At 36.2% G+C, this 20,838-nt stretch carries 21 protein-coding genes; 9 read left to right on the top strand and 12 right to left on the bottom strand.

The window, feature by feature from the left end; translation table 11 throughout:
• From KJA15_00870 to KJA15_00850, 5 genes are all read right to left on the bottom strand, one after another.
• A partial coding sequence (locus KJA15_00870) for a hypothetical protein (protein ID MBZ9571879.1) occupies positions 1–1,248 on the bottom strand: 1,248 nt, incomplete at its 3' end.
• A 3-nt stretch (positions 1,249–1,251) separates the two neighbouring features.
• Complete coding sequence (locus tag KJA15_00865; protein ID MBZ9571878.1) at positions 1,252–3,048, bottom strand: DUF87 domain-containing protein; 1,797 nt, start codon at positions 3,046–3,048, stop codon at positions 1,252–1,254.
• A gap of 5 nt (positions 3,049–3,053) precedes the next feature.
• Positions 3,054–3,698 (bottom strand): hypothetical protein, encoded by a 645-nt coding sequence (locus KJA15_00860; protein ID MBZ9571877.1) that lies wholly within the window; start codon positions 3,696–3,698, stop codon positions 3,054–3,056.
• A 3-nt stretch (positions 3,699–3,701) separates the two neighbouring features.
• The gene (locus tag KJA15_00855) at positions 3,702–4,115 is read right to left on the bottom strand and encodes a PrgI family protein (protein MBZ9571876.1); all 414 of its coding nucleotides are present in this window, start codon (positions 4,113–4,115) and stop codon (positions 3,702–3,704) included.
• A gap of 8 nt (positions 4,116–4,123) precedes the next feature.
• A complete protein-coding gene (locus KJA15_00850) occupies positions 4,124–4,567 on the bottom strand; it encodes a hypothetical protein (GenBank protein ID MBZ9571875.1) in 444 nt (147 codons plus the stop codon).
• Positions 4,568–4,747: 180 nt separating this feature from the next.
• Between KJA15_00850 and KJA15_00845 the strand changes: the two genes are divergently transcribed.
• The gene (locus tag KJA15_00845) at positions 4,748–5,794 is read left to right on the top strand and encodes a hypothetical protein (GenBank protein ID MBZ9571874.1); all 1,047 of its coding nucleotides are present in this window, start codon (positions 4,748–4,750) and stop codon (positions 5,792–5,794) included.
• Between the two features lie 58 nt (positions 5,795–5,852).
• Here KJA15_00845 and KJA15_00840 read toward each other — a convergent pair whose 3' ends face one another.
• Positions 5,853–7,787 carry a DUF2934 domain-containing protein gene (locus tag KJA15_00840; protein MBZ9571873.1) on the bottom strand — a complete coding sequence of 645 codons (1,935 nt, stop codon included), beginning with the start codon at positions 7,785–7,787 and terminating at the stop codon, positions 5,853–5,855.
• A gap of 25 nt (positions 7,788–7,812) precedes the next feature.
• Positions 7,813–8,649: a ribosomal RNA small subunit methyltransferase A gene (rsmA, locus tag KJA15_00835; protein ID MBZ9571872.1), complete on the bottom strand. Its 837-nt coding sequence runs from the start codon at positions 8,647–8,649 to the stop codon at positions 7,813–7,815.
• 120 nt (positions 8,650–8,769) lie between these two features.
• On the opposite strand from rsmA, the gene KJA15_00830 reads away from it, so the two are divergent.
• Positions 8,770–9,801 (top strand): LysM peptidoglycan-binding domain-containing protein, encoded by a 1,032-nt coding sequence (locus tag KJA15_00830; GenBank protein ID MBZ9571871.1) that lies wholly within the window; start codon positions 8,770–8,772, stop codon positions 9,799–9,801.
• A gap of 69 nt (positions 9,802–9,870) precedes the next feature.
• Here KJA15_00830 and KJA15_00825 read toward each other — a convergent pair whose 3' ends face one another.
• Positions 9,871–11,394, bottom strand: coding sequence for a YifB family Mg chelatase-like AAA ATPase (locus tag KJA15_00825; GenBank protein MBZ9571870.1), 1,524 nt, complete (start codon positions 11,392–11,394; stop codon positions 9,871–9,873).
• A 181-nt stretch (positions 11,395–11,575) separates the two neighbouring features.
• Entirely contained in the window at positions 11,576–11,800 is a 225-nt protein-coding gene (locus KJA15_00820) for a TM2 domain-containing protein (protein ID MBZ9571869.1), read from the bottom strand.
• A 463-nt stretch (positions 11,801–12,263) separates the two neighbouring features.
• On the opposite strand from KJA15_00820, the gene KJA15_00815 reads away from it, so the two are divergent.
• From KJA15_00815 to KJA15_00800, 4 genes are all read left to right on the top strand, one after another.
• The gene (locus tag KJA15_00815) at positions 12,264–12,533 is read left to right on the top strand and encodes a hypothetical protein (GenBank protein MBZ9571868.1); all 270 of its coding nucleotides are present in this window, start codon (positions 12,264–12,266) and stop codon (positions 12,531–12,533) included.
• A gap of 427 nt (positions 12,534–12,960) precedes the next feature.
• Entirely contained in the window at positions 12,961–13,335 is a 375-nt protein-coding gene (locus tag KJA15_00810; protein MBZ9571867.1) for a hypothetical protein, read from the top strand.
• 180 nt (positions 13,336–13,515) lie between these two features.
• The gene (locus KJA15_00805) at positions 13,516–13,767 is read left to right on the top strand and encodes a hypothetical protein (GenBank protein MBZ9571866.1); all 252 of its coding nucleotides are present in this window, start codon (positions 13,516–13,518) and stop codon (positions 13,765–13,767) included.
• A 337-nt stretch (positions 13,768–14,104) separates the two neighbouring features.
• Positions 14,105–14,689, top strand: a complete 585-nt coding sequence (locus tag KJA15_00800; GenBank protein MBZ9571865.1) for a hypothetical protein — start codon at positions 14,105–14,107, stop codon at positions 14,687–14,689.
• A gap of 153 nt (positions 14,690–14,842) precedes the next feature.
• Here KJA15_00800 and KJA15_00795 read toward each other — a convergent pair whose 3' ends face one another.
• The 3 genes from KJA15_00795 to KJA15_00785 form a co-directional block, all read right to left on the bottom strand.
• Positions 14,843–16,033, bottom strand: a complete 1,191-nt coding sequence (locus KJA15_00795; protein ID MBZ9571864.1) for a lamin tail domain-containing protein — start codon at positions 16,031–16,033, stop codon at positions 14,843–14,845.
• Complete coding sequence (gene ruvB / locus KJA15_00790; protein MBZ9571863.1) at positions 16,030–17,046, bottom strand: Holliday junction branch migration DNA helicase RuvB; 1,017 nt, start codon at positions 17,044–17,046, stop codon at positions 16,030–16,032. The genes KJA15_00795 and ruvB overlap by 4 nt, the downstream gene beginning before the upstream one ends.
• 224 nt (positions 17,047–17,270) lie before the next feature.
• Positions 17,271–18,581, bottom strand: coding sequence for a type II/IV secretion system protein (locus KJA15_00785; GenBank protein MBZ9571862.1), 1,311 nt, complete (start codon positions 18,579–18,581; stop codon positions 17,271–17,273).
• 59 nt (positions 18,582–18,640) lie between these two features.
• Here KJA15_00785 and tsaE point away from each other — a divergent pair, with 59 nt between their 5' ends.
• The 3 genes from tsaE to KJA15_00770 form a co-directional block, all read left to right on the top strand.
• Positions 18,641–19,084, top strand: a complete 444-nt coding sequence (gene tsaE, locus KJA15_00780) for a tRNA (adenosine(37)-N6)-threonylcarbamoyltransferase complex ATPase subunit type 1 TsaE (GenBank protein ID MBZ9571861.1) — start codon at positions 18,641–18,643, stop codon at positions 19,082–19,084.
• A gap of 4 nt (positions 19,085–19,088) precedes the next feature.
• Entirely contained in the window at positions 19,089–20,066 is a 978-nt protein-coding gene (locus tag KJA15_00775; protein ID MBZ9571860.1) for a hypothetical protein, read from the top strand.
• Between the two features lie 9 nt (positions 20,067–20,075).
• Positions 20,076–20,838 (top strand): hypothetical protein (locus tag KJA15_00770; GenBank protein ID MBZ9571859.1); only part of this gene is annotated, 763 nt, incomplete at its 3' end.

Raw genomic sequence — 20,838 nt, 5'->3', positions numbered from 1 at the left:
CTGACAGCAAGCCTCATCCATTCCACAGATAGCAAATGCTGCAGCATCAAAAGCATCAACTATCTGATCTTTGTTTATATCTGCAATAGGGTCGTAAAATGCATCACCACAACTTTCTCCAAATGCAGTAGTGATTCGGGATTGCATCTCGTCACAAGTTGGAGCAGGACAAGGGCTAGCGGGATCCTTTAATCCATTACAACAAGCCCCATCTCCTTTACAATCACCAACCCTCTCAACATCAAATAGATCAATTATTTGGTCTTTGTTGACGTCATAAAGAGGATCATAGTTTGGATCTCCACATGCTGCGCCATCTCTGGCGTTTATTTCTTCTGTTAGCTCAGTACAAGCAGGTGAAACTTCTTTTGGAAGTATACCTAAGAAATGGAAATCAACTTCTATTGGAGTTATATCAGTTGTTGCTATTGCGTGTCTTACCTCTACTCCTTCGATATTATTTCTATCTAAGACAGCTTGAAATATACGTGAGGGTTTAGCTCTCTCAAAGGGGATATAAAGAGTAAGGCCTTCTCCTGCTGACTCTTCCTCTGTTATATGATATATCTCTACTGCCTTGTCGAGATTCTTTCCCATTATAGCAATATCAGATATATCAATTCTCTCATCAAAATTGAGATCGCAATTTGGATCATATCCTGCATCTTCAGAAGTAAGGCCAAATACCTTGCTAAGAACAACTGCATCAAAAATATTAATAGTACGATCCCAATTTACGTCTCCCAGCGATTCGTGAAAATCTGCAGCAATAGGAGTACCTATAGCATAAGCTCGAAACTCGACAGGCAGGGTTATTGTAGTTGATATTTTTCTTTCTCCTGGTTCTCTTATCTTGATTTTTTCTTCTCCAAGACCAAGGAATATTAACTCAGGATTAATGGTAGTTAAAATTAAATAAGAAGAAAGTAAAATAATTAGACCCAAGAGTCCAGCAAAGATCTGGTCTTTAGCATCAGCCATAGCAGCCGGGTTACCAATTGAAGTTAAATAGCGAACTCCACCCCATATCAATGCCCCAAAGGCAACTAAGCCAATAATCATTAAGGCAAAGTTGAAGATATAGACTATGTAGTCTGGTAAGATTGTTTCTCTGGTGATTTCTGGAGCCCCAGGTATTTCTGGGTAGTCAATCTCAGGTTCTCTTTGGGCTAAAGAAAAACCAACCAAAGCAAAGGTTAAAAAGGCTGCTAAAAGAGAGATAATTAATATTTTTTTAGAAATTGACATGGCCTAAATTTCTTTTTTTAATTCTATTTTTGCTTTTTTAATTTTTAAAATTTCTTCAGGGGCAGTGGTAATTATCTGGTCTTCAGCATAAGAGGCAACTACTTTTATAGCAACATGTTTTTGCCCGGCAAAAAACAATCCCTCCCCAACCTCTGCCTCAAGCAGTAGATATTTTTCCTCTTCAGTTAAATTAAAGGTCTTTTTGACAATATCAATTGTTGCTGGTGATTGCTTTAGTAAAAGTTGCAAAGAGGAATTGGTAATGATTGGCTGGCCATAAACTGATTTCATAAAATCGTTAATATCCTGGGTAACAGTTGTTACTCCTAACCAATATTTTCTGGCTCTTTTACAGATTCCATATAAAAAGGAAGCTCCATCCTCTGTTTGCATTAGCCACCAGGCCTCATCAACAACTAAAATTCTTTTTTTAAGGCTTGTTCTGACTATCTTCCAAATATATCTTAAAATTACATAAAGAGCCATTGGTTTTAACTCCTCTTCCATGTCTCTTATTCCAAAGACAATGAACCCCTTTTCCATTGAGATATTCGAAGGTTGGTTGAAAAATTTAGAATAAGCACCTTTAGTAAATTTTTGAAGTCTTCTAACTAAAGACCCCGTTCCTTCCATTGTTTCCAAGACCGTTTCCAAATCTGACATTAGGGGTAGACTATCTTTCCAGGTATTAGGGTCAGTCTCGGAAGTAATATCTTTAGCAGCATAGGTTTCGGTCAGGGCTCGATCAATGATAGCGTCTTCTTCTGGAGTTAGGCCCCCAAGCATAAGCCTTAAAAGGCCAACCAAGTTTATAATATTTGACCTTAAAATATCGTCTGGCCTTTCATCTTCTCTAGGAAGAGGTAATTCAAAAGGATTGATATGATAGGGAGCAGCTATGGAAATCTTAAAATAAGAACCACCAACGGCATCAGACAAAGCCCCATATTCGTTTTCAGGATCAATAACAATGACATCAACTCCTAACATTAGAGATCTTAAAATCTCTAATTTTACAGCATAACTTTTACCCGAACCTGCCTTGCCAAAAGCTACTGCATTGGCGTTCTCCAGGGTGAATCTGTCAAATAAAATTAAAGAATTGTTGTGACGATTAACTCCATATAAAATTCCCTCATTCGAACTCAAATCAAAAGAAACAAAAGGAAAGACAGAAGATAGGGGTTCGGTATTCATTGGGGTATGGATTTGAAGGCGGTCTAAACCATAGGGAGAGGTGGAGATAAATCCTTCATGTTGCTGGAAGAGGGCTGGTTTGATATAAATCAGTCTTCCCTCAAGGAGTGAACGGAGAGCAGTTTCCGTATCTCTGAATTTTTCTTCGTTATCAACATAGACAGTCAGATAAAGCCCAAACCTAAACATCCTTTCTCGGGCAGTCTGGAGTTTATCTCTTAACTCTTCTATATCTCGATAGGCAACTTCTAAGGCCGGATCCCGGACTAGCCCTTTCTCTTCTCTTTCCATAATTTCAGATTGAATTTCAGCTACCTTTTTAACTAACTGCTTCATAATCATTCCACTTTCAATTGGGTGAACAAAAAAGGAAATATCAAGAGGGATATCCAAATCTATAACTGGAGAGAGCCAGGCCGTGCTTAAATATCTTGGATAAGAGAAAATGAAATAACTTTTGGCAAATCTTTCACCTATTTTCAGGTAATTTGAGGTGACTTCAATAGAAGAAGGAGCAATAATATCAGTTGCCTTAACTAACTCTGCTTCAAATATTTTTTCTGGAATTTCTGGCTTCTTTTTTTTGAGAAATGGTAATTTCATATTTTTTATTTAGCAAGTTCAGGAGGAATTTCAGGGAAATATCCAAGTTCCGCTTCTTTTGGATGATAAAGCCCCCAGAAAAATTCAATTAGTTCAGTAGTAACTAAAGGGATAGCTTGAAGGCCGCACCTTCGTAGCCCCAAGGCTACAAATTCCATTCTCTGCCAGAGCTGCTTTTTATGTCTTTGAAAGCTTTCTTCGGTTAGAGTAGGAACTTTCGGCCTTTTTAGAAATTTTCCCCGATCACCCTTTTCTATTTCCAATAACATGGGAATAAAGGGAATGATAACATAAAAACTTTTTTTCATAATTGTTCCGGCCTTTACCAGTTCTTGAATGAATTCTCGATAGCCAGCGGTCTGAATTTTTAAGAGTTCGTTTTCTTGTTTTTCTTCTAGCTCTTTTAATTTATCTAAATAACCAGTGATATTTATTCTTCGGGATTGAAGAAGGATTTGGCAGGAGAAATCCAAAGAATTCAGAAAATTTTGGAATTGATACAAAATAGCCTTTTGTTCTTCTTCAGACTTTAAGGCAAAATTTAGAGAAGAGACCATCAAAATTCCTCTTAAGGACTTGTCTTTTAAGACAATGATTCCTTCTCTAATCTGTTCAATTTTTAAAAATTTCTGGGTAGTTATCTTTGCCATTTTTTATTTTGTTTTTGTTTCTAATTGAGTTGATAATTTTTGTAACCGACTTCTTCCAGCAATCTTTAATGAAGACTCTTCCTCAACCTCTTTTTCTACTTTCTTAACTTTTTCCATTTTTGGAGGAAGAAATTTTCTTTTCCAAATGAAAATTTTTGTGGAAAGAAAAAACATTAAAGAATTTTTAACAAACGTTGGTAAAGAATAGCCCTTAATTTTTAAAAAAGCCAGCGCTAAAGATCCCCCCATTAAGATTATAGCAATTAATACAAAGAAGGGGGTAATTTTTTTGCCAAGAAAAAAATAAAGGAAAAAACAAATCCCTCCGGCTCCCCCAATAAAAACAAATTGCTTAAAAGTAAGAGGTCCCACTATTTTTGGCTTTCTTTCAATAAATTTTGGAACGGTATATTGCATATTTTTGTTTATTCAATTGGTTCTCGGTAAGTACCCACTTTTTTTGGGGTTTCCGGTTTTTTTTCCGGCGCAGCCTCAGGTGGAGAAGGAACTTTCAAAGGTCTAGCTGGTGGTTTTTCTATTGGAGTAATTTCTTCTTTATAAAGAGTGGCTAAACTTTCTTTTACTGGATAAAAAACTGATTCATTAATTTCCCGGGCAATTTTCCTGGCTAAAAAAGATGAAAGTTTTATTTTCTCTGTTAAAATTTCCTGGAATTTCCCCGGAGGCAAATCACCGAGTAAAACCCGACCAGCCTGATAGGCTATTTCTTTGATTTTTTCATCTTCTTCTATTTTATTTTCAAAACAAATTCTAGAAATCTTCAAGGATGTATCTTCGGCCTGGACTAAATCCAAAAGTTCTTTTGGAATTTCATTAGATAATTTTTCTGGTGAATCTTCTTCTGGCATAATTTTATTAATTAATTCTAAATATATTTTACCACTTTATTTTAATTTTTGATAGGGATTTTTTAACTCTGTTAATTATAACATAAAAAGAAAGAGGAAGTAAAAATTATCCTTGACAAAAATATTTTAATATAATATAATATAAATACCTTAAAAACTAAATATGGAGATGAAAAGAAAATGTTTGGACTGATAGTATTAGTGCTGATAGTAATAGGGCTGGTGGCGGGAATATTCTCGCTGGTCTACTTCTATCTGGCGCCGAACAACTACTTCTTTACCTTCGCTAAAGAAGCAACAGCAAAGGTTGTTGTCATAGGAGATAAAGTTGAGGAAGTGCTTATCCAATGGAGAGGGCATACCTTGGATGATGATTGGAATGTTATCCCCGAAGGAACAGTGATAGCAGGGAAAACTTACAGAGAACCACGGCATCCATTAGGAGGTTTAAGATGCTACGGATTCTGGCCAATTAAAGATATCTATATTTACGATTTTCGATGGACTGGCGTGACTGAAGATGGTGAGGTTCAACACCACCCTAAAGAGACGCTTGACTATATTCTTATTAAGGACGATGTCTACTGGTGCGAAGTTAAGGAAGCCGAAGACTCGGAGCTTTTACCGCTTCACATTGAACTCCTCTTGACAATAGGAATTACCAATCCCTACAAAGCTCTATTTAGGATTGAAAACTGGCTGGAAACAGTGATAAATAGGATAAAACCATCGGTCCGTGACTATATTGCTCAATCCTCATACAAAGATTTGGTTAAAGAAAAAGAGGCAATGGGAGGGAAGCTCCAGGCAAAGTTGGATGCTCTAATAAAAGATTTCAAAGATCTTTACGGAATAGATCTCAAGAAGATTGAAGTCAAAGAGATTGAGCCTCCAGAAGATTATCGGGAAGCGACGCTGAAAAAATGGTCTGCCGAGCGAGAAAAAGAAAGAATTCTTGTTGAGGCTTCAGCCGAAGCTGAAAGAATAGCCACTGTCTATGGAGCTGTCGAGGCTAAAGGAAAACTAGGAGAACTGGTTAGGACCCTAGAAGCACTTGAAAAATCTCCAGAAAAAGGAGCAAAGTGGATAATCCCACTTCCTGGAATGGCCGATATTCTCTCTCGAGTTTTTCCCGGAAGAGCTACTGAGTCTATTAGGCCCGAAGAGTTTAAGACATTAAGAGAAACACTTGAGAAGCTAGTAAAAGGCATAGAAGCTCTAAAATAAACAAAAAAGGGAGATTGATTTCTTAATCTAATCTCCCTATTTTTTATTTTGAGTTATCTTAAACTCCCCTTCTTCCCCGAGGTGGTTTCTTTTTTGGTTTTGGAGCTGTCGGTGTTGTTGGTGGAGGTGCCGGCGGTGCGGCTGGAGCTGGCGGTGCTGTTGGTCGTTTTCGTTCTACCGCCTTTCTTATTTTAGCTAGTTCCCTTCTGAATTCTTCTGAAGTTGGTTCTCTTCCTTGCTCTTCCCATATTTTTCTTAGTGTTTCTGGTAATTCTCTTAATTCCTCTTCTGTCAGCGCTTCCTCCCTCTCCTTTTTTATCAATGCACTTTCTATTTTTTCTATATCCTTTTCTTTCTCTAGCGGTATCGTCGCCCCTCTTTTCTTTATAAAATCTTCCAGGGCAGTTTTGATTCCTTTTCTTACAGTTTTTATACCTTCTTTTGTAGGCATTATAATTCCCGGTTTTTTAATTTTTATTGTTAGTTCTTTTTCTGCCTGTTTCCAGTCTGCTTCAGTGGTACCAGGTTTCCCTTCTTTCTTACGTTTTTCGTAAATTTTATATGCCCGTTTGCTTATTTCCTCTTCTTTGGGTTTTATTTTCTTTTCGTATTCCCAGAAAGCTGCCTTTAAACCTCTTCCTGCTGCAGCAAGCCTTGGATGTTCTTTGGCTACTCTTCCGGCCCATTCTTGAGCACCAGTTACTCTTCGTTTTCCCCATTGCATTGACTTAGCAAAGGGGCTGGCTACTGTCGCTAATCTTGGATGTTTTTCTTTAAACTTTCCAAATCTTTGTGCTGAGGCTAATGTCCCCATAGCTCCTTTTAATGCCCCTCCTGCTGCCATTGCTGCCCCACTCGTTGCTGCTATTGCTGCTGCCGTGGCTGCCCCCTTTGCCACTTTTTCTGGCATTTCAATGATTTCCCGGGCAAATATAGCCGAAGTTTTTTTTGCTTCCCGATAACCAATCCATAACAAAACCAGGGGAATAAGATAAGGCAAGACCCCATCTAATAGACCAAGCCCTGCTCTTTCCACGTCAGAAAAATCTTCAATAAGCCCTCCTATCATATTAAACATGTGATTAGCTAAGTAAACAAAAAAAGCAGCAATTATCCCGATAATAGACCAGGCAATAAATTGTTGCCACCAGGCTCTCCAATTTAAAAGACTTCCTCTTCCAATGCCCCTTCTGGTTATTGGCAAAATATAAGAAACAAAGGCAATTGGCGATAAAATTACTAAAATCCAAAGCATAACATACCTCATAATGAACAAGAAAATAAAAAGAATGAGAATAAATGCGGCAAAATAATTAAAAATTATCAAAACTACAACCCGAGCAAGATCCTCTATAGTGTCCTTGATATTGAAGTTGATCTCGATAACTTCCCCAAGCGCATCGGTTGCGACCCCGAAAGCGTCTAGAAAACCATTTATTCCTGTTTGGTCCTTTAGCAAAGTAAACATTGCGATATTCGAAGCATCAATAATTACTCCGCAAAAGACTGGAGTAAAATTAACAAGTAGGGCAATAATTATTAAAATGGGTAGAGTTTTTTTGGCTTTATATTCTTGAATTCGCAAGGCAGTAGCTAAGGCAATAACAGCTAAGAAGAGAACAAATCCCATATTAGCAAAGTCCCGGGTTAAATTAAGGCCGGCATTAACAAAAGGATTATCAGTAAACTTCCATGAGATAAAATCTGGACTAATGACATGACCCAAAATTATAGCGACTATACCTAATATAAGACTAGAAATATAGAGAGGAATTGAGAAAATGACGAAACCGAGAACTCCAAGTATTGGAGCTGCAATGGCATTTGCTATGGCCTCACCGATTTTTCCCGGGACATCCCACCAGGCCGCGGCTGACGCCAAAAGGGGTAAAATCAATCCAAAAACAACAAAAAATAAAAGAGCCGAAATTAGCACTTTTTTATTTAGTTTGATAAAAGCTAAGAAAAATTTTTTAAGAAATTTTTGGCTCATTAATTTATTATAAAACAAAATTAAATTATTGAAAATGATAAGTTTTAATTAAATTCATCCAATCTTCAACACTTAAAGTTTCCGCTCTCTGGTTCGGCTGGATTTTATTTTTCAAGAGCCAATTTTTTATTTTCTCTTTATCTAATTTTAACCTTTTTGATAGATTGTTGACAAGTTGTTTTCTTGGTTGAGAAAAACCTGCCTTAACAATTTTAAAAAACAAATCAGTAATAATCAGTTTTCTATCAGCATTAATCAGCGGTGCAATTCGAAGAATTGCACTATCTACTTTAGGTTGGGGCCAGAAAGATTTTTTCGAAACAAAAGATATAATTTCTGGTTTTGCATAAAATTGAACAGAGATTGACAGGATACTCATATTTGGTGGCCTTGAACAAATCCTCTGGGCTACTTCTTTTTGAATCATTAGAATCATTGTTCGAGGCTTAGCCTCGCACAATTCTAAGAATTTGCGGATTGTTGGGGAAACAATATAATAAGGTAGATTAGCCACAACTTTATAAGGGTATAGGGTGTAGGGCTTAAGGTCTAGTTTTAAAATATCTTCTTGGATAATTTCTACATTTTTAAAATCGGCAAGGGTTTCTTTCAATATTTCATACATCTTTTTATCTTTTTCAATAGCAATAACTTTCTTTACTCTTTTTGTTAATTCTAAAGTTAAAGTGCCAATTCCCGGGCCAATTTCTAAAATAATATCTTTTGGCTGGAGACTCGCCGCCTCAATAATTTTCTCTAAAACCTTTTTATCAATTAAAAAATTCTGGCCAAACCTTTTTAAAGGACGAGCCTGATATTTTTTGAGTAATTTTTTTAAAAATCTTATCGAAGTCAGCTCCATCAATTAATAATACCATATTGGGCAAGGGCTTGACATTTGTTTTTGATTGGCTAAACTGAAAAAGAGCAATAAAACTTAATAAAAGAGAAAAATATTCCTAATTTTTTTCAAAAACTTAAAATGATAATTTTTAAAGGATCTCCAAAAGACTCCTTTCTTTATTTAGGAATAATTTCAATTATTTTATTGGGAATTATTTTTTCTATTTTTTCTCAATTTTTAAACAATAAAAAAGACTCCTCTTTTTTCCAATGGCTCCAGCAAAAAGAGGAGAATTTATTTTTAGGCCCAATAAAAAATTCCCGGGTAGAATCCCCTGATTTTTATTTAATCCAAAAAAGCACCCTAAAAGGTTCTTTTCCCCCGGTTATGGTTACCCCCCAGATTTTAGGAAGTTTGATAGGAAGTTCTGAATCAGAAATCAAAAAAGAGATTGTTGAGTATATAGTTCAATCAGGAGATAATCTCACAACTATTGCTGAAAATTTTGATATTTCTCTTAATACTTTACTTTGGGCTAATGATTTAAATAAAAGTTCGATTATAAAACCTGGACAAAAATTGGTTATTTTGCCGGTTTCAGGAGTAATCCACCATGTTAAATCGGGTGAGACTTTAAGCAAAATTGCTAAAGAATACAAGGAAGAGATAGCAAATATCATTGCTTTCAATGAGCTTTCCGAAGAAGGAGATATTTATATCGGCGATATCTTAATTATCCCTGATGGAGTAATGCCTCCTCCATCGCCAAAATATGTTTCTTCCTATGTCCCCTTGGCTACAAGTTATTTTATTTGTCCTATTTCTTCTCCTTGTAGCATTAGCCAGGGGCTCCATTGGTACAATGCCATAGATTTTACTCATGGGAAATGCGGTGAGCTAATTTATGCGGCTGCTGGAGGGAAAGTTTTAAGAGTTCAATATGGCTGGAATAAAGGAGCAGGAAATTATCTGACAGTTTTACATCCCAACGGTGTAGTAACAATGTATGGTCATATTGCCAGTAGTTTGGTTAGTCCGGGAGAACAAGTTTCCCAGGGGCAAATGATTGCCCTAATGGGTGGCCAACCAGGTACTCCGGGAGCCGGAAGGTCAACTGGTTGCCATCTTCACTTCGGGGTCCGGGGCGCTAAAAACCCATTTGCTAGATAAAAAATTTATCTTTTCAAAGTAATAAAAAAACGGGATTAATTCCCGCTTTTTTAATAACTCAACTTATCATTATCCTTCTCTTATTCTGTACATTAAAGCCTCAGCTAAATGGGAATAAGAAATATTTTCTGAACTATCTAAGTCAGCAATTGTCCTGGCAACTTTTAGGACTCGGTGATAACCCCGAGCCGAGAGCCTACCAGAATTAACATAATTTCTTAAAAGATCCTGAGATTTTAAATTAATTTGGCAATATTTTTTAATTACTGGAATTTTCATTTCTGAATTAACTAAGGCCTTTTTATTAAAAAATCTTTCTTTTTGAATTTGACGAGCCCTTTCCACTCTTTCTCTTATTCTTTGGCTGGAATATTCATTATCTGGAGCTACTAATTTTTCATACTTTAAAGGAGGGACTTCAATAAAAAGGTCAACCCTATCCATTAAAGGACCGGAAAGTTTTCTTTTGTATTTTTGAATCTGAGAGGGAGTACAGGTACAATTTTTTTCTGGGTCATTTAGATATCCACAAGGGCAGGGATTGGTTGCTGCCACCAAAGTAAAGCGGGCTGGCAAGGTCAGAGAATGCCTTGCTCTTAAAATAGTAATTTCCCCTTCTTCAATTGGTTGACGGAGACTTTCTAAAACATCTCGATGAAATTCAGGAAATTCATCCAAAAACAAAACTCCCCGATGGGATAAGGTTATTTCTCCTGGCCGGGGTGGACTTCCTCCTCCAATTAAACCAACTTCAGATGCAGTATGGTGAGGAGACCGAAATGGCCTGAGATTAATTAATGGTTTATTTTTTGATAAAAGTCCAGCTATACTATAGATTTTGGTAACTTCTAATGACTCTTCAAAAGAAAGTCTTGGCAAGATAGAAGGAATGGCTTTTGCCAACAAAGTTTTGCCAGCTCCTGGTGGCCCTGACATTAAGAGATTATGACTGCCGGCAGCAGCAATCTCTAGAGCCCTTTTGGCATACTCCTGGCCTTTAATCCAGCAAAGGTCAACCGGATATTCAGGTTTTTCCAAAAAATCTTCAATATTAATTTCAAAAGGAGAAATTTTTCTTCTCTCTTCTAAGTATTCAATAGTTTCTTTTAGAGATTCTACCCCGATTACCTTTAAACCCTTAATCAAAGAAGCTTCAGCAGCATTAATCTTTGGCAAGATAATTTCAGAAAACCCCTTTTCTTTCACAATCGAGGCAATAGATAAAGTTCCTCTAATTGGTCTCAATTTTCCATCTAAAGCTAATTCTCCAAGAAAAATCTTATCTTGAGGATTAAACTTTGTCTGTTTAGAGGCTACCAAAAATCCCAGGGCAATTGGGAGGTCATATAAAGAACCTTCCTTTTTTAAATCAGCCGGAGCCAAATTTACCAAAACCCTGAGAGGTTTTCGATGGGGCGGCAAAAGCTTTGTGCTTTTTATTGCTGCCTCTACTCTTTCCCTTGATTCTTCTACTGCCTTATCGGGCAGACCAACAATATTAAAACAACGAAGACCATAAGAAACATCAACTTCTACTTCAATAATTTGAGCATCGAGCCCGACAATAGCAGCTGAAAATACCTTGGATGGCATATTTCTTAATTGTATTGAATTAACAAGATATTGTCTATAATAAAAACCCCGAGAAAAACTCTCGGGCAGGGGCGTGAAGTTGTAAACAATTTCTGAGCCCCAATTGGATAGAATTGATTAAATATCCTAAATTAATCTTACAACAAACTCAACAATTATTACAAACCGCCTAACATTTATATTAAAAGAAGTCGATCGGTTTGCCTTCACCATCTTTCATTTCTCCTGTAAGGAGAAGGAAAATATCGAGCAACCACCAGAGACCGACACCACCGAAGGTAACCGCCTTTAGAAATCCAGTTGAATAATGACCCAGATAAATACGGTCAATACCAGTCCATCCAAAAAGAAAAGAAAGAATAAGGGCAACCAATAAGTCTTTTTCTGATTTTTCTTCCTCCGCCATAGTATTTCAGTTAATAAAACCTATATTAATTTAAAATATCAAATTAAATAAGAAAGGTCAACCTGAGTTATCTTACCACTCATACATTAGTAGCTAATAAACAAAAAAGCCCATCGCTGGGCAATTTTTAGTAATGAAACAGATTGTGAAAAAGTTTTCGAGAAAATTAAAATAGAAAATACCATTTTTAAAGCCAATGAATCAGATATTCGTTTGAAATATGGAAAAGAATGTCAACCTTTAAAAATTATTGGGATACATTGCATGGCTTTTCTGTTTCAAAACAGTAGAAACCCCGAGAAAAACTCTCGGGGAGTAGGGTGCAGTCCTTGACAAATTAAATTTCATTTGCTATAATTAAGATGTAAAATAAGATAGTTCTTTGATAAAATTTATGGGGAAGGAGGAATTTGTATCATCCGGATTGTTCATTAAATTTTAGTGGACAGCTCGGATGATACAGATGAAAAGTAACAAAAGAAAGAAAGCTCAGAAAATAAAAAAAGAGATGATAGAGTATTGCCAAGGACTGAAGAAATTGAGAGATGAAAAACAAAAAGAACTAAAGTCTAAAAAAGACTCTGGAGCTATCGAAAAGCTTCGTCAAGAAATCAAAGAAATTGACGAAGAAATCGCTAAATTAGAAGATTTCATCGAATGGATGGAGGAGTCTGGCGAAGAATTAGAAGTCGAAGAAATAGTGAGTAGGTCGGGTGATGTAGGTGAAAAGTAGAACTCAAGGAAAAGAAACTGATTGGAATTACATAGGGGGGATTTTAAAAAGAAGCGAAGCTGGCGATATACCGCCGCCAAGGAGAGGTTTTCTCGGGCTGATACACCGATGCCCTCAGTGTAACCGTAGAGTGAAAAGCCGATACTTCAGAGAAGTATGGAGACTCGCTGGTAGGTTTGTCATCCATTATCAATTCTTCGAGTGCCCAGCTTGCGGTTGGCAATACGCCAAAAAAGCTTAAACTATAGATAGCTCTTCCCCCTTTTTTTCGAGCTCGTAAATCATCAGGAGACCCACTCTCCGGAAGTTGTGAGCTGGAAAAAGGAGTTAGTTCTTTGATAAAATTTATGGGGAAGGAAATTTTGGCGAGCGAAGTGTTTATTAAAGGTATTTTAATAGATAGCTCGCTCGCCAAGAGGTGAGAAAAATGACAGAAGTAAAAGAGAAGAAAACATGGAGATTGAGAATGACCACTGTGACTGGGACAGAATATACACTAGAGCCAGAAGGTGACACAGTAGTCCTGGCAAGAACTCGGCAGCCAAATCGTCCGTCCGGTGAGAACCTAAATCCATCACTGAGAATTGAAGGAAAAAAGCCTGAAGATTTTCTGAAAGAATATATAGGCCTTGAAGCAGTGATAGGAAGAGGCGGAGTAGAAATATTCTCTGATGAACAACGCAAAAATCGACTTGTCAAAACGGCACCACTCAAATCAGTGATAAAAGAGGAGATTACAATAAAAGAAACGCCTCTTAGGATAGAAGTAATATCATCTGTCTCTGCTGAATCTCCACCTTAATTTCCCCTTTCTTTTTTCGAGCCCATAAAGATTTGTGGATTCGAAAAAGGAGAAATAAAATTCGGATGTGCCTAATTCGTAAGGCTATTCGGATACTGTTCTTTAAAATAATTATGGGGAAGGAAAGAATTTCTATCACCGAATTGTTTATCAACTTTGGTAGATAGCTCGGTGATAGAAATGAAAAAAGCAAGAGAAAAAGGATGGAATCTTGGAATAGTCTTTAGAAACAAAGCAGAATTGGAAGATTTCTTGGAATGGTGGGGCAAAAGAGTAGTTTTCGGCGTTTCACACATTCTCGCAGATAAAAATCTTAATGACGTGATATTCGTAGGTGGTAGCGGCAGTCGTCTCATCTTGCAAGGCTTGAGGAAGGAAATAAAGAGAAAATATTCAAAGGCAACTGTAAAAATTGTTCAAGCAAACAATTAAGAAAGCACCTCAAAAAGAGTTGTTCTTTCAACTGCCTTTTCCTTCCCCCCTCTTTTTTCGAGCTCATAAGCGATTGTGAATTCGAAAAAGGAGTAGTTCTTTAAAATCAAATATGGAGAGGAGAATTCTACATCACCTTGAATTGCCTATCAAATTTTGGTAGTCAGCTTGGGGTGATGTAGTATGAAAGAAATAAAGATAGCAAGAGGCGATTTAAATGCCTGTTAAAGGCTACTCGAGTGTAACAATCCATACAGATAAGCACCAAAAACTGCAAAAAATCGCTAAGTCTAAAAGGTTGAGTGCCGCTAAGCTGTTAGAATTTTTGATTAACTTAATGCATAAAAAGCCATTCCTCCGTTATTTACTTGAATCGCCTGAAAATTTCAAAGACTTACGCAGGCTTTGGTGGCCAGAATCTCGATGGTTGGAGCTTCGCAAGGCAATTCTTCTAGAATCCACTGCCAAAGCGTATAAGTTACTGACTTGGGTTCGATCCGAAGAATGCCTAGAAGAATTTGAACCAACGCAACTTACGATACTCTGTCGTATACTAGAAGCGGACATACAAATTCAGAAGGTAATCGTTATAGGTCAACACTTGTGGAACGATACAAAGATTTGGAAATGGGTTTGGAAATGGATCGCATTCCAATGGGCCTTTGAGGACAAACTGCAGGTATTTATAGTTCGTGAGGGAAAAATTCCGCAGCTTCCAAGAGAGAAAAGACATGTTGACACGATAATCTTTGACGGCCGTATGGTAGATCGTCTCGAAATTCCTGGAACATCCGAGGCAATCTCGTATGTTTGGATTTTTGCCGAGCAACTACGAAAAGCTGCAAAGGACGAATTCGAACGACTTAAAGAATTCGCAGTGAAACCAGAAGACTACATAAATGTTAGCTCGCTATCTGCCTAAACACAAAATTCCCCTCTCCTCTTTTTTCGAGCCTATAGTGATTTGTGGGTTGGAAAAAGGAGAAAAAAAACAAGAACTGTCCGTTATCGGGCAGTTTTTGTGTATCTAAGCTTTAACTCCACTCCGAACTTAAGATAAAATAGCAATTTTAAATTAATAATTTTTTGGTTTTATTTTTCTTTTAAGGATTAAAATAATTATTCCTGAGAAAATAGCGACCCCAAAAGCAATTAATAAAGGAAGAAAAGAAGAGAATTCTTTAGGAATTTGTTTGCTGACTGCTGCTAATTCTTTTTCGCCAGTGAATTCCTGAGTTTTTTCTTCTTTAATTTCTTCTCCAGGCTCTGAAATTGGAGTAGGGCTAATACTTGGAGAGCCAGGGGTTAAAGTGCTGTTCCAAATCCAGCCAGATTCAGTCCGATTATAAGATTGGTCGTAGGAAGCCCTTTCATAACTGATTTCGCCTATAATTTTTCCATCAGGTTGAATAAGATTTAGACCACCTCCGTCATTATTTAAAGTAATTTTAGTAATTGGTCTTTTAAGAACTAAAAATTCTCTACCTCCAATTTTCGTTCCTTCTGGAAGAGTATAAGTTTTGACTTTGCCAGAAGTATCTTTAATTTTCCAGCCTGAAAGATCAACTTCAAAATTATTTTCATTAAAAATTTCAATCCATTCTTCTTTATCATCCGGCCCTTCAGGCGAAGGGAGAATTTCATTTATAAAAATATCAGAGGGATAAAGGATGGGTTTTGATTTTTCTTTAGGTTCTTCTTGAGATTCTGTAATTAGTTCTTCAGGGGGTGGGACTACAACAACGCTATTTTGGGTTTTTGGGGTTCCGCCAGGATTTTGGCTAGTTTGCCAATTCTCGAGGTCAGATCCCGAGAGTTCTGGTTTTTTCCTTTCCATTGTTTGTTTAGTTTGATTATCACCAGCAAACCAGCTAGAAGAACAATTAACTGAATCTATTAAATTTCCAAGATTGTCATAAATCTCTAAATTTTCTCCCTTATTTCTTAAAGCCCCGGTATAAATTTGGTCAGCTAAAACATTGGGCAAGGTATCGTCATTAGTTCTTTCTAAAAGAAAAAAACCATTAGCTCGAATTGTTCCCGTTAAATTAATTTCAAGAGTACCATCTTTGGCTTTTAGCACCCATCCATCAAGGTTTAGGGGTGCATTAGTATTATTATATAATTCGATCCATTCGTCAGCATAAGAAACCTGAGTTCCCATCCAGGCAATTTCATTAATAATTACAGATAAAGCGGTATCGGCCCGACAGAATAGGGTGAACAAAAATAAAAAAGCCACAAAGGCTATAAAACTTTTTCTCATATAAGTCTTTTTTGATTGCCCAAAATTTTCAAATGCTTATAGGCCAAAAGAGTTGTTATTCTTCCCCGGGGAGTTCTCTCAATAAACCCCAATTGCATCAAATAGGGCTCATAGATATCTAAAATTGTATCCTCTTCTTCTGAAGAAGCAGCGGCTATTGCCTGAAGCCCGACTGGTCCCCCGCCAAATTTTTTAATTATTACTTCCAAAATCCGCCGGTCACCAGGTTCTAAGCCAAATTCATCAATCTCTAAGAATCCCAGAGAAGATTTAGCAATTTCTTTAGTAATAATTCCTTTTCCCTCGACCTGGGCAAAATCTCTAACTCTTTTTAAAAGGCGATTAGCAACCCTCGGAGTAAAACGAGATCTTTTAGCAATGATTTTTATAGCTTCGGGTTCTGTTTTTACTCCTAAAATTTTACTTGACCTCTGAATAATTTTTTCAATATCTGAAATTTCATAGAAATTAAGTTGGAAAGTTGCTCCAAATCTATTTCTCAAAGGAGCAGATATTAGAGCAATTCGAGTAGTAGCTCCAATTAAAGTGAAATGAGGAAGTTTTAGTTCCATAGTTCTGGCCATCGGACCTTTTCCTAAAATTAGATTTAATTTAAAATCTTCCATTGCTGAATAGAGATACTCTTCACAAACTTTGTTAATCCGATGAGATTCATCAATAAAAAGGACCTCTCCTTCAGATAAATTAGTCAAAATTGCTGCTAAATCTCCGGCTCTTTCAATAGCCGGTCCTGAAGTAACTCTTATATTTACCCCCATTTCCTTAGCAATAAGATAGGCTAAAGTTGTCTTTCCCAATCCAGTGTTTCCATATAAAAGAAGGTGGTCTGGCGATTGATTTCTCTTTTTGGCCGCCTCAATGATTATCTTGATATTTTTTTTGATTCTTTCCTGACCAATATATTCGTCCCAGGCTTGAGGTCTTAGAGTTAAATCTAAGGTATAATCCTCAGGGGTTTTGATTGGAGAAGTAGGTCTTGACAAATTTTTCATAATTTGCTAGAATTAAACTGTAACCCTGGAGCTGGGGGTGGGAATTTCTCTTAGTTGGACGGTCTGGCGAGAGCGAGACCGCTCCTCGGAAAAATTCTAAACTTTAAGTTCTAAGACTAAAGCCTTCATCGCCCCCAGCTCCAGGGCTATTTTATCCCCCACCAATGAAGCACAGATTTCATTTTATTTGCGCGAAGCGCAGTGCTTCATATGGTGTGGGGTTTTTATTCTCCGGTTACTCTTTCCACCTCTTCTATGGTGGTGATTCCTTCTAAAACTTTTATTAACCCATCCCCATGCATTAAGACCATTCCTTTTTTTATTGCCAATTCTCTCGTTGCAACAATGGAGGGAGAAGTTAATATAAATTTTTCCATCTCATCATCGATTAAAAATGTTTCATAAATTCCAATTCGGCCTCGATAGCCAGTAAAATTACAATCCTTACAACCTTTTGCCTGAGGAATTTTCAGGTTAGGATTAGTAAAAGAGAGAGGCAAAATCTTTTTTGGGACTCCTGTCAGCCCCTTTTTTATTTTTTTTAAATCAATTGGAGAGGGAGAAACAAATTTGACACATTTTTTACAGATTCTTCTGGGTAGTCTCTGGGCAACGACCATATTTATTGCTGGGGCAATAGAAATAGGACGAACCCCTAAATCAACAAGCCTAGCCACTGCTCCAGCAGCATCGTTAGTATGTAAAGTAGAGAAGACTAAATGGCCGGTTAAAGCGGCCTGAAGAGCAATTTCAGCTGTTTCTAAGTCTCTAATCTCCCCTACTAAAATCACATCTGGATCCTGCCTCATAATAGACCTTAGTCCTTTAGCAAAATCATAGCCTTTTGCTGAATCCACTTGAGTTTGAGAAAGTCCTTTAAGGTGATATTCGACCGGGTCCTCAATAGTAATAATTTTGATTTCTGGCTTATTAATTCTTTTTAAAACAGCATAGAGAGTGGTTGTTTTTCCAGAGCCGGTAGGTCCGGTAACAATAATCATCCCATTTGGCCTTTTAATTTCCTTTTTAAATATTTCTACTAAGTCTTTTCTCAGACCCAATGTCTCAATTTCAATTAGACTCTTTGGATTTAGAAGTCTAAGAACAATTGATTCTCCATATTCAGCCGGTAAGGTCGAGGCCCTAATTTCGATTGTCGTTTTCTCCATTAAAATAGTAAAACGACCATCTTGTGGTCGGTCAGTGATATTGAGTTTAATTCCGGAAAGAAGTTTAATTCGAGAAAGAAGAGTTTTATATATTTTTAAATCTAAAGTCATTACATCATGTAAAACCCCATCAATTCTCGTTCTAAGCTTAGCTTGCTCTTCTTCTGGTTCAATATGAATATCTGAGGAATCAAGATTTATTGCTCCCCCTAAAATGACTTCCAGGAGCTCGGTAACCTTTTTGGTTAAAAATTTCTCAATTTTTTTCTTAAAATCAAGAATATTCTTTACCTCTTCTTTAACTTCGTTCAGGGTGGTTGGAGGAATTATCACTTCCCCAGTAATTTTTGAAGAAATCTCTTCCATCAATTAAAATATAAATAGATAATCTTTTAAATTATTTCAGCATATCTTATTCTTTTAAAATGGTCAAATTTTTAACTACTTCTTCTTTTCAGACTAAAAAATTGGGAGAAATTTTAGCTAAAGAGATCTTAAAAACTTCTCTTGGAGAAAAAGCCTTCTCGATTTGTTTAGAAGGAGATTTAGGAGGGGGAAAAACCACTTTTTTGCAAGGATTTGCCAAAGGCCTGGGAATAAAAGAGAAAATTTTAAGCCCCTCTTTTTTAATTTTGAAGAGGTTTAAAATTAGGAATTCAAAATTTAAAAATTTCTATCATATTGATTGCTATCGGATTGAGAAACCAAAGGAAATTTTAAATTTAGGATTTAAAAAAATTATTTCTAATCCTAAAAATATTGTTGCTATTGAATGGGCAGATAAAATTGAGAAAATTCTACCTGGAGATAAATTAACCTTGAAATTTAAGTTTGAGGGCAAGAATATAAGAAAAATTGTGTTAAAATAAAAAAATGGACTCCAACCCACCCACCACCCTCCCGCAAGAGCGGGCCCCTAAAAAGCGTTTAATTATTATTGACGGCAATGCCTTAATTCATCGAGCCTATCATGCCTTGCCATCCTTAACTACCAAGAAAGGAGAATTAGTCAATGCTATTTATGGATTTTTATTAGTTTTCTTAAAAGCAATAAGAGAACTTCAACCAGATTTCATTGCTGCCACCTTTGATTTACCCTCACCTACTTTTCGTCATGAAAAATACAAAGATTACAAGGCTACCAGACCAAAGGCTCCGGAAGAACTATATAATCAGATTCCAAAAGTAAAGGAAATCTTAAAAGTCTTTAATATTTCTATTTTTGAAAAGGAAGGCTTTGAGGCAGATGATGTTATTGGCACTATTTCTAAATTAGCCCCTAAGAAACAGATAATACCTGAAATTGAAACTATTATTTTATCAGGTGATTTAGACACTTTACAATTAGTCGATCCTCATACTAAAGTTTATACTCTAAGAAAAGGACTTAAAGAAACTATTTTATATGACAAAGAAGTAGTTAAAGAGAAATATCAGGGAATATCGCCCGAGCAACTTCCCGACTTCAAGGGACTAAAAGGAGACCCTTCAGATAATATTCCCGGAGTGCCTGGTGTAGGCGAGAAAACTGCTATTTTTTTAATTAAAAAATTTGGAAGTATTGAGAATCTTTATAAAGAACTGGAGGGAAAAACAGATCAGGCAAAAAAATTAAAGAGTAGATTGAAAGAAATATTATTAAAATTTAAAGACCAGGCTTTTCTTTCAAGGATGTTAGTTACAATAAGAAAGGATGCGCCAATTGATTTTAATTTAGAGAAATGTCGCTGGAAAAATTTTGATAGAGAAAAAGCAACCCAAATTCTTAAAAATTTTGAATTTTATAGTTTAATTAAGCGACTGCCAGAGGTCGAAAATAAAGAAGTTAAAAGAGAATTAAAATTATGGTAAAATAAAAATATGAACAAAGAAAAAGAAGAATTTGAAGATATTTTAACTAGGATTAAAGCAACTTTTGGACTAAGAGAAGGAACTTTGATTATATTTTTAATTGGAGTTATTTCTGTCCGGGCAATGGGTCTGCTTTCTTTTGTCAAGCCAGAGCAACTAAATTGGGTAATTTTTTCACTAATTGTTTGGCTTATTTCTAATTTTATTTTCAGATTTTTAGTAGAAAAACAAAACACTGCCTCTGGCTTAAATAATTTATATTTAAGCTACGACATACTGGTAGAACTGCCCTTGATGAGCCTGATGTTTTACAATATAGGAGGTGTGGAGTGGATGGGAGCTATATTTTATTTATTTCCCATTGTTTTTACAAATATAATCTTTTCTAAAAAAAGAGCCCTTTTAGTTTGTTCGGCAGTCAGTATTTATTATTCTCTGGTAGTACTTTTGCCCTATTTCAACATTATTCCCTTTAAGCCCTTTTTTGATTTAGGGTTTAATCTTTATCAAAATTTAAATTACATAATTGTTAGTCTTTTATTTTCAGTACTCACTTTTTATTTTATTGGAATGGTTGCTAATATTTTTACTGACCTACTTAAAGAAAGAGCAAGAGAGTTAGTTAGTGTCAAAAAGAGCCTAGAGGAAGAAAAAGCTACTCTTGAAATAAAAATTGAAGCCAGAACTAAAGAATTAAAAGAATTAGCTGAAAGCTTAGATACACAGGTTAAACAAAGAACAAAAGAACTTCAAGAAAAAATAGGAGAATTAG

The sequence above is a fragment of the Patescibacteria group bacterium genome (assembly GCA_020148145.1).
In the GTDB taxonomy this organism is placed as follows: domain Bacteria; phylum Patescibacteriota; class Minisyncoccia; order Minisyncoccales; family JAHCRE01; genus JAHCRE01.
The sequence above is the reverse complement of the archived record's forward strand: the minus strand, read 5'-3'. Positions and strand labels throughout refer to the sequence as shown.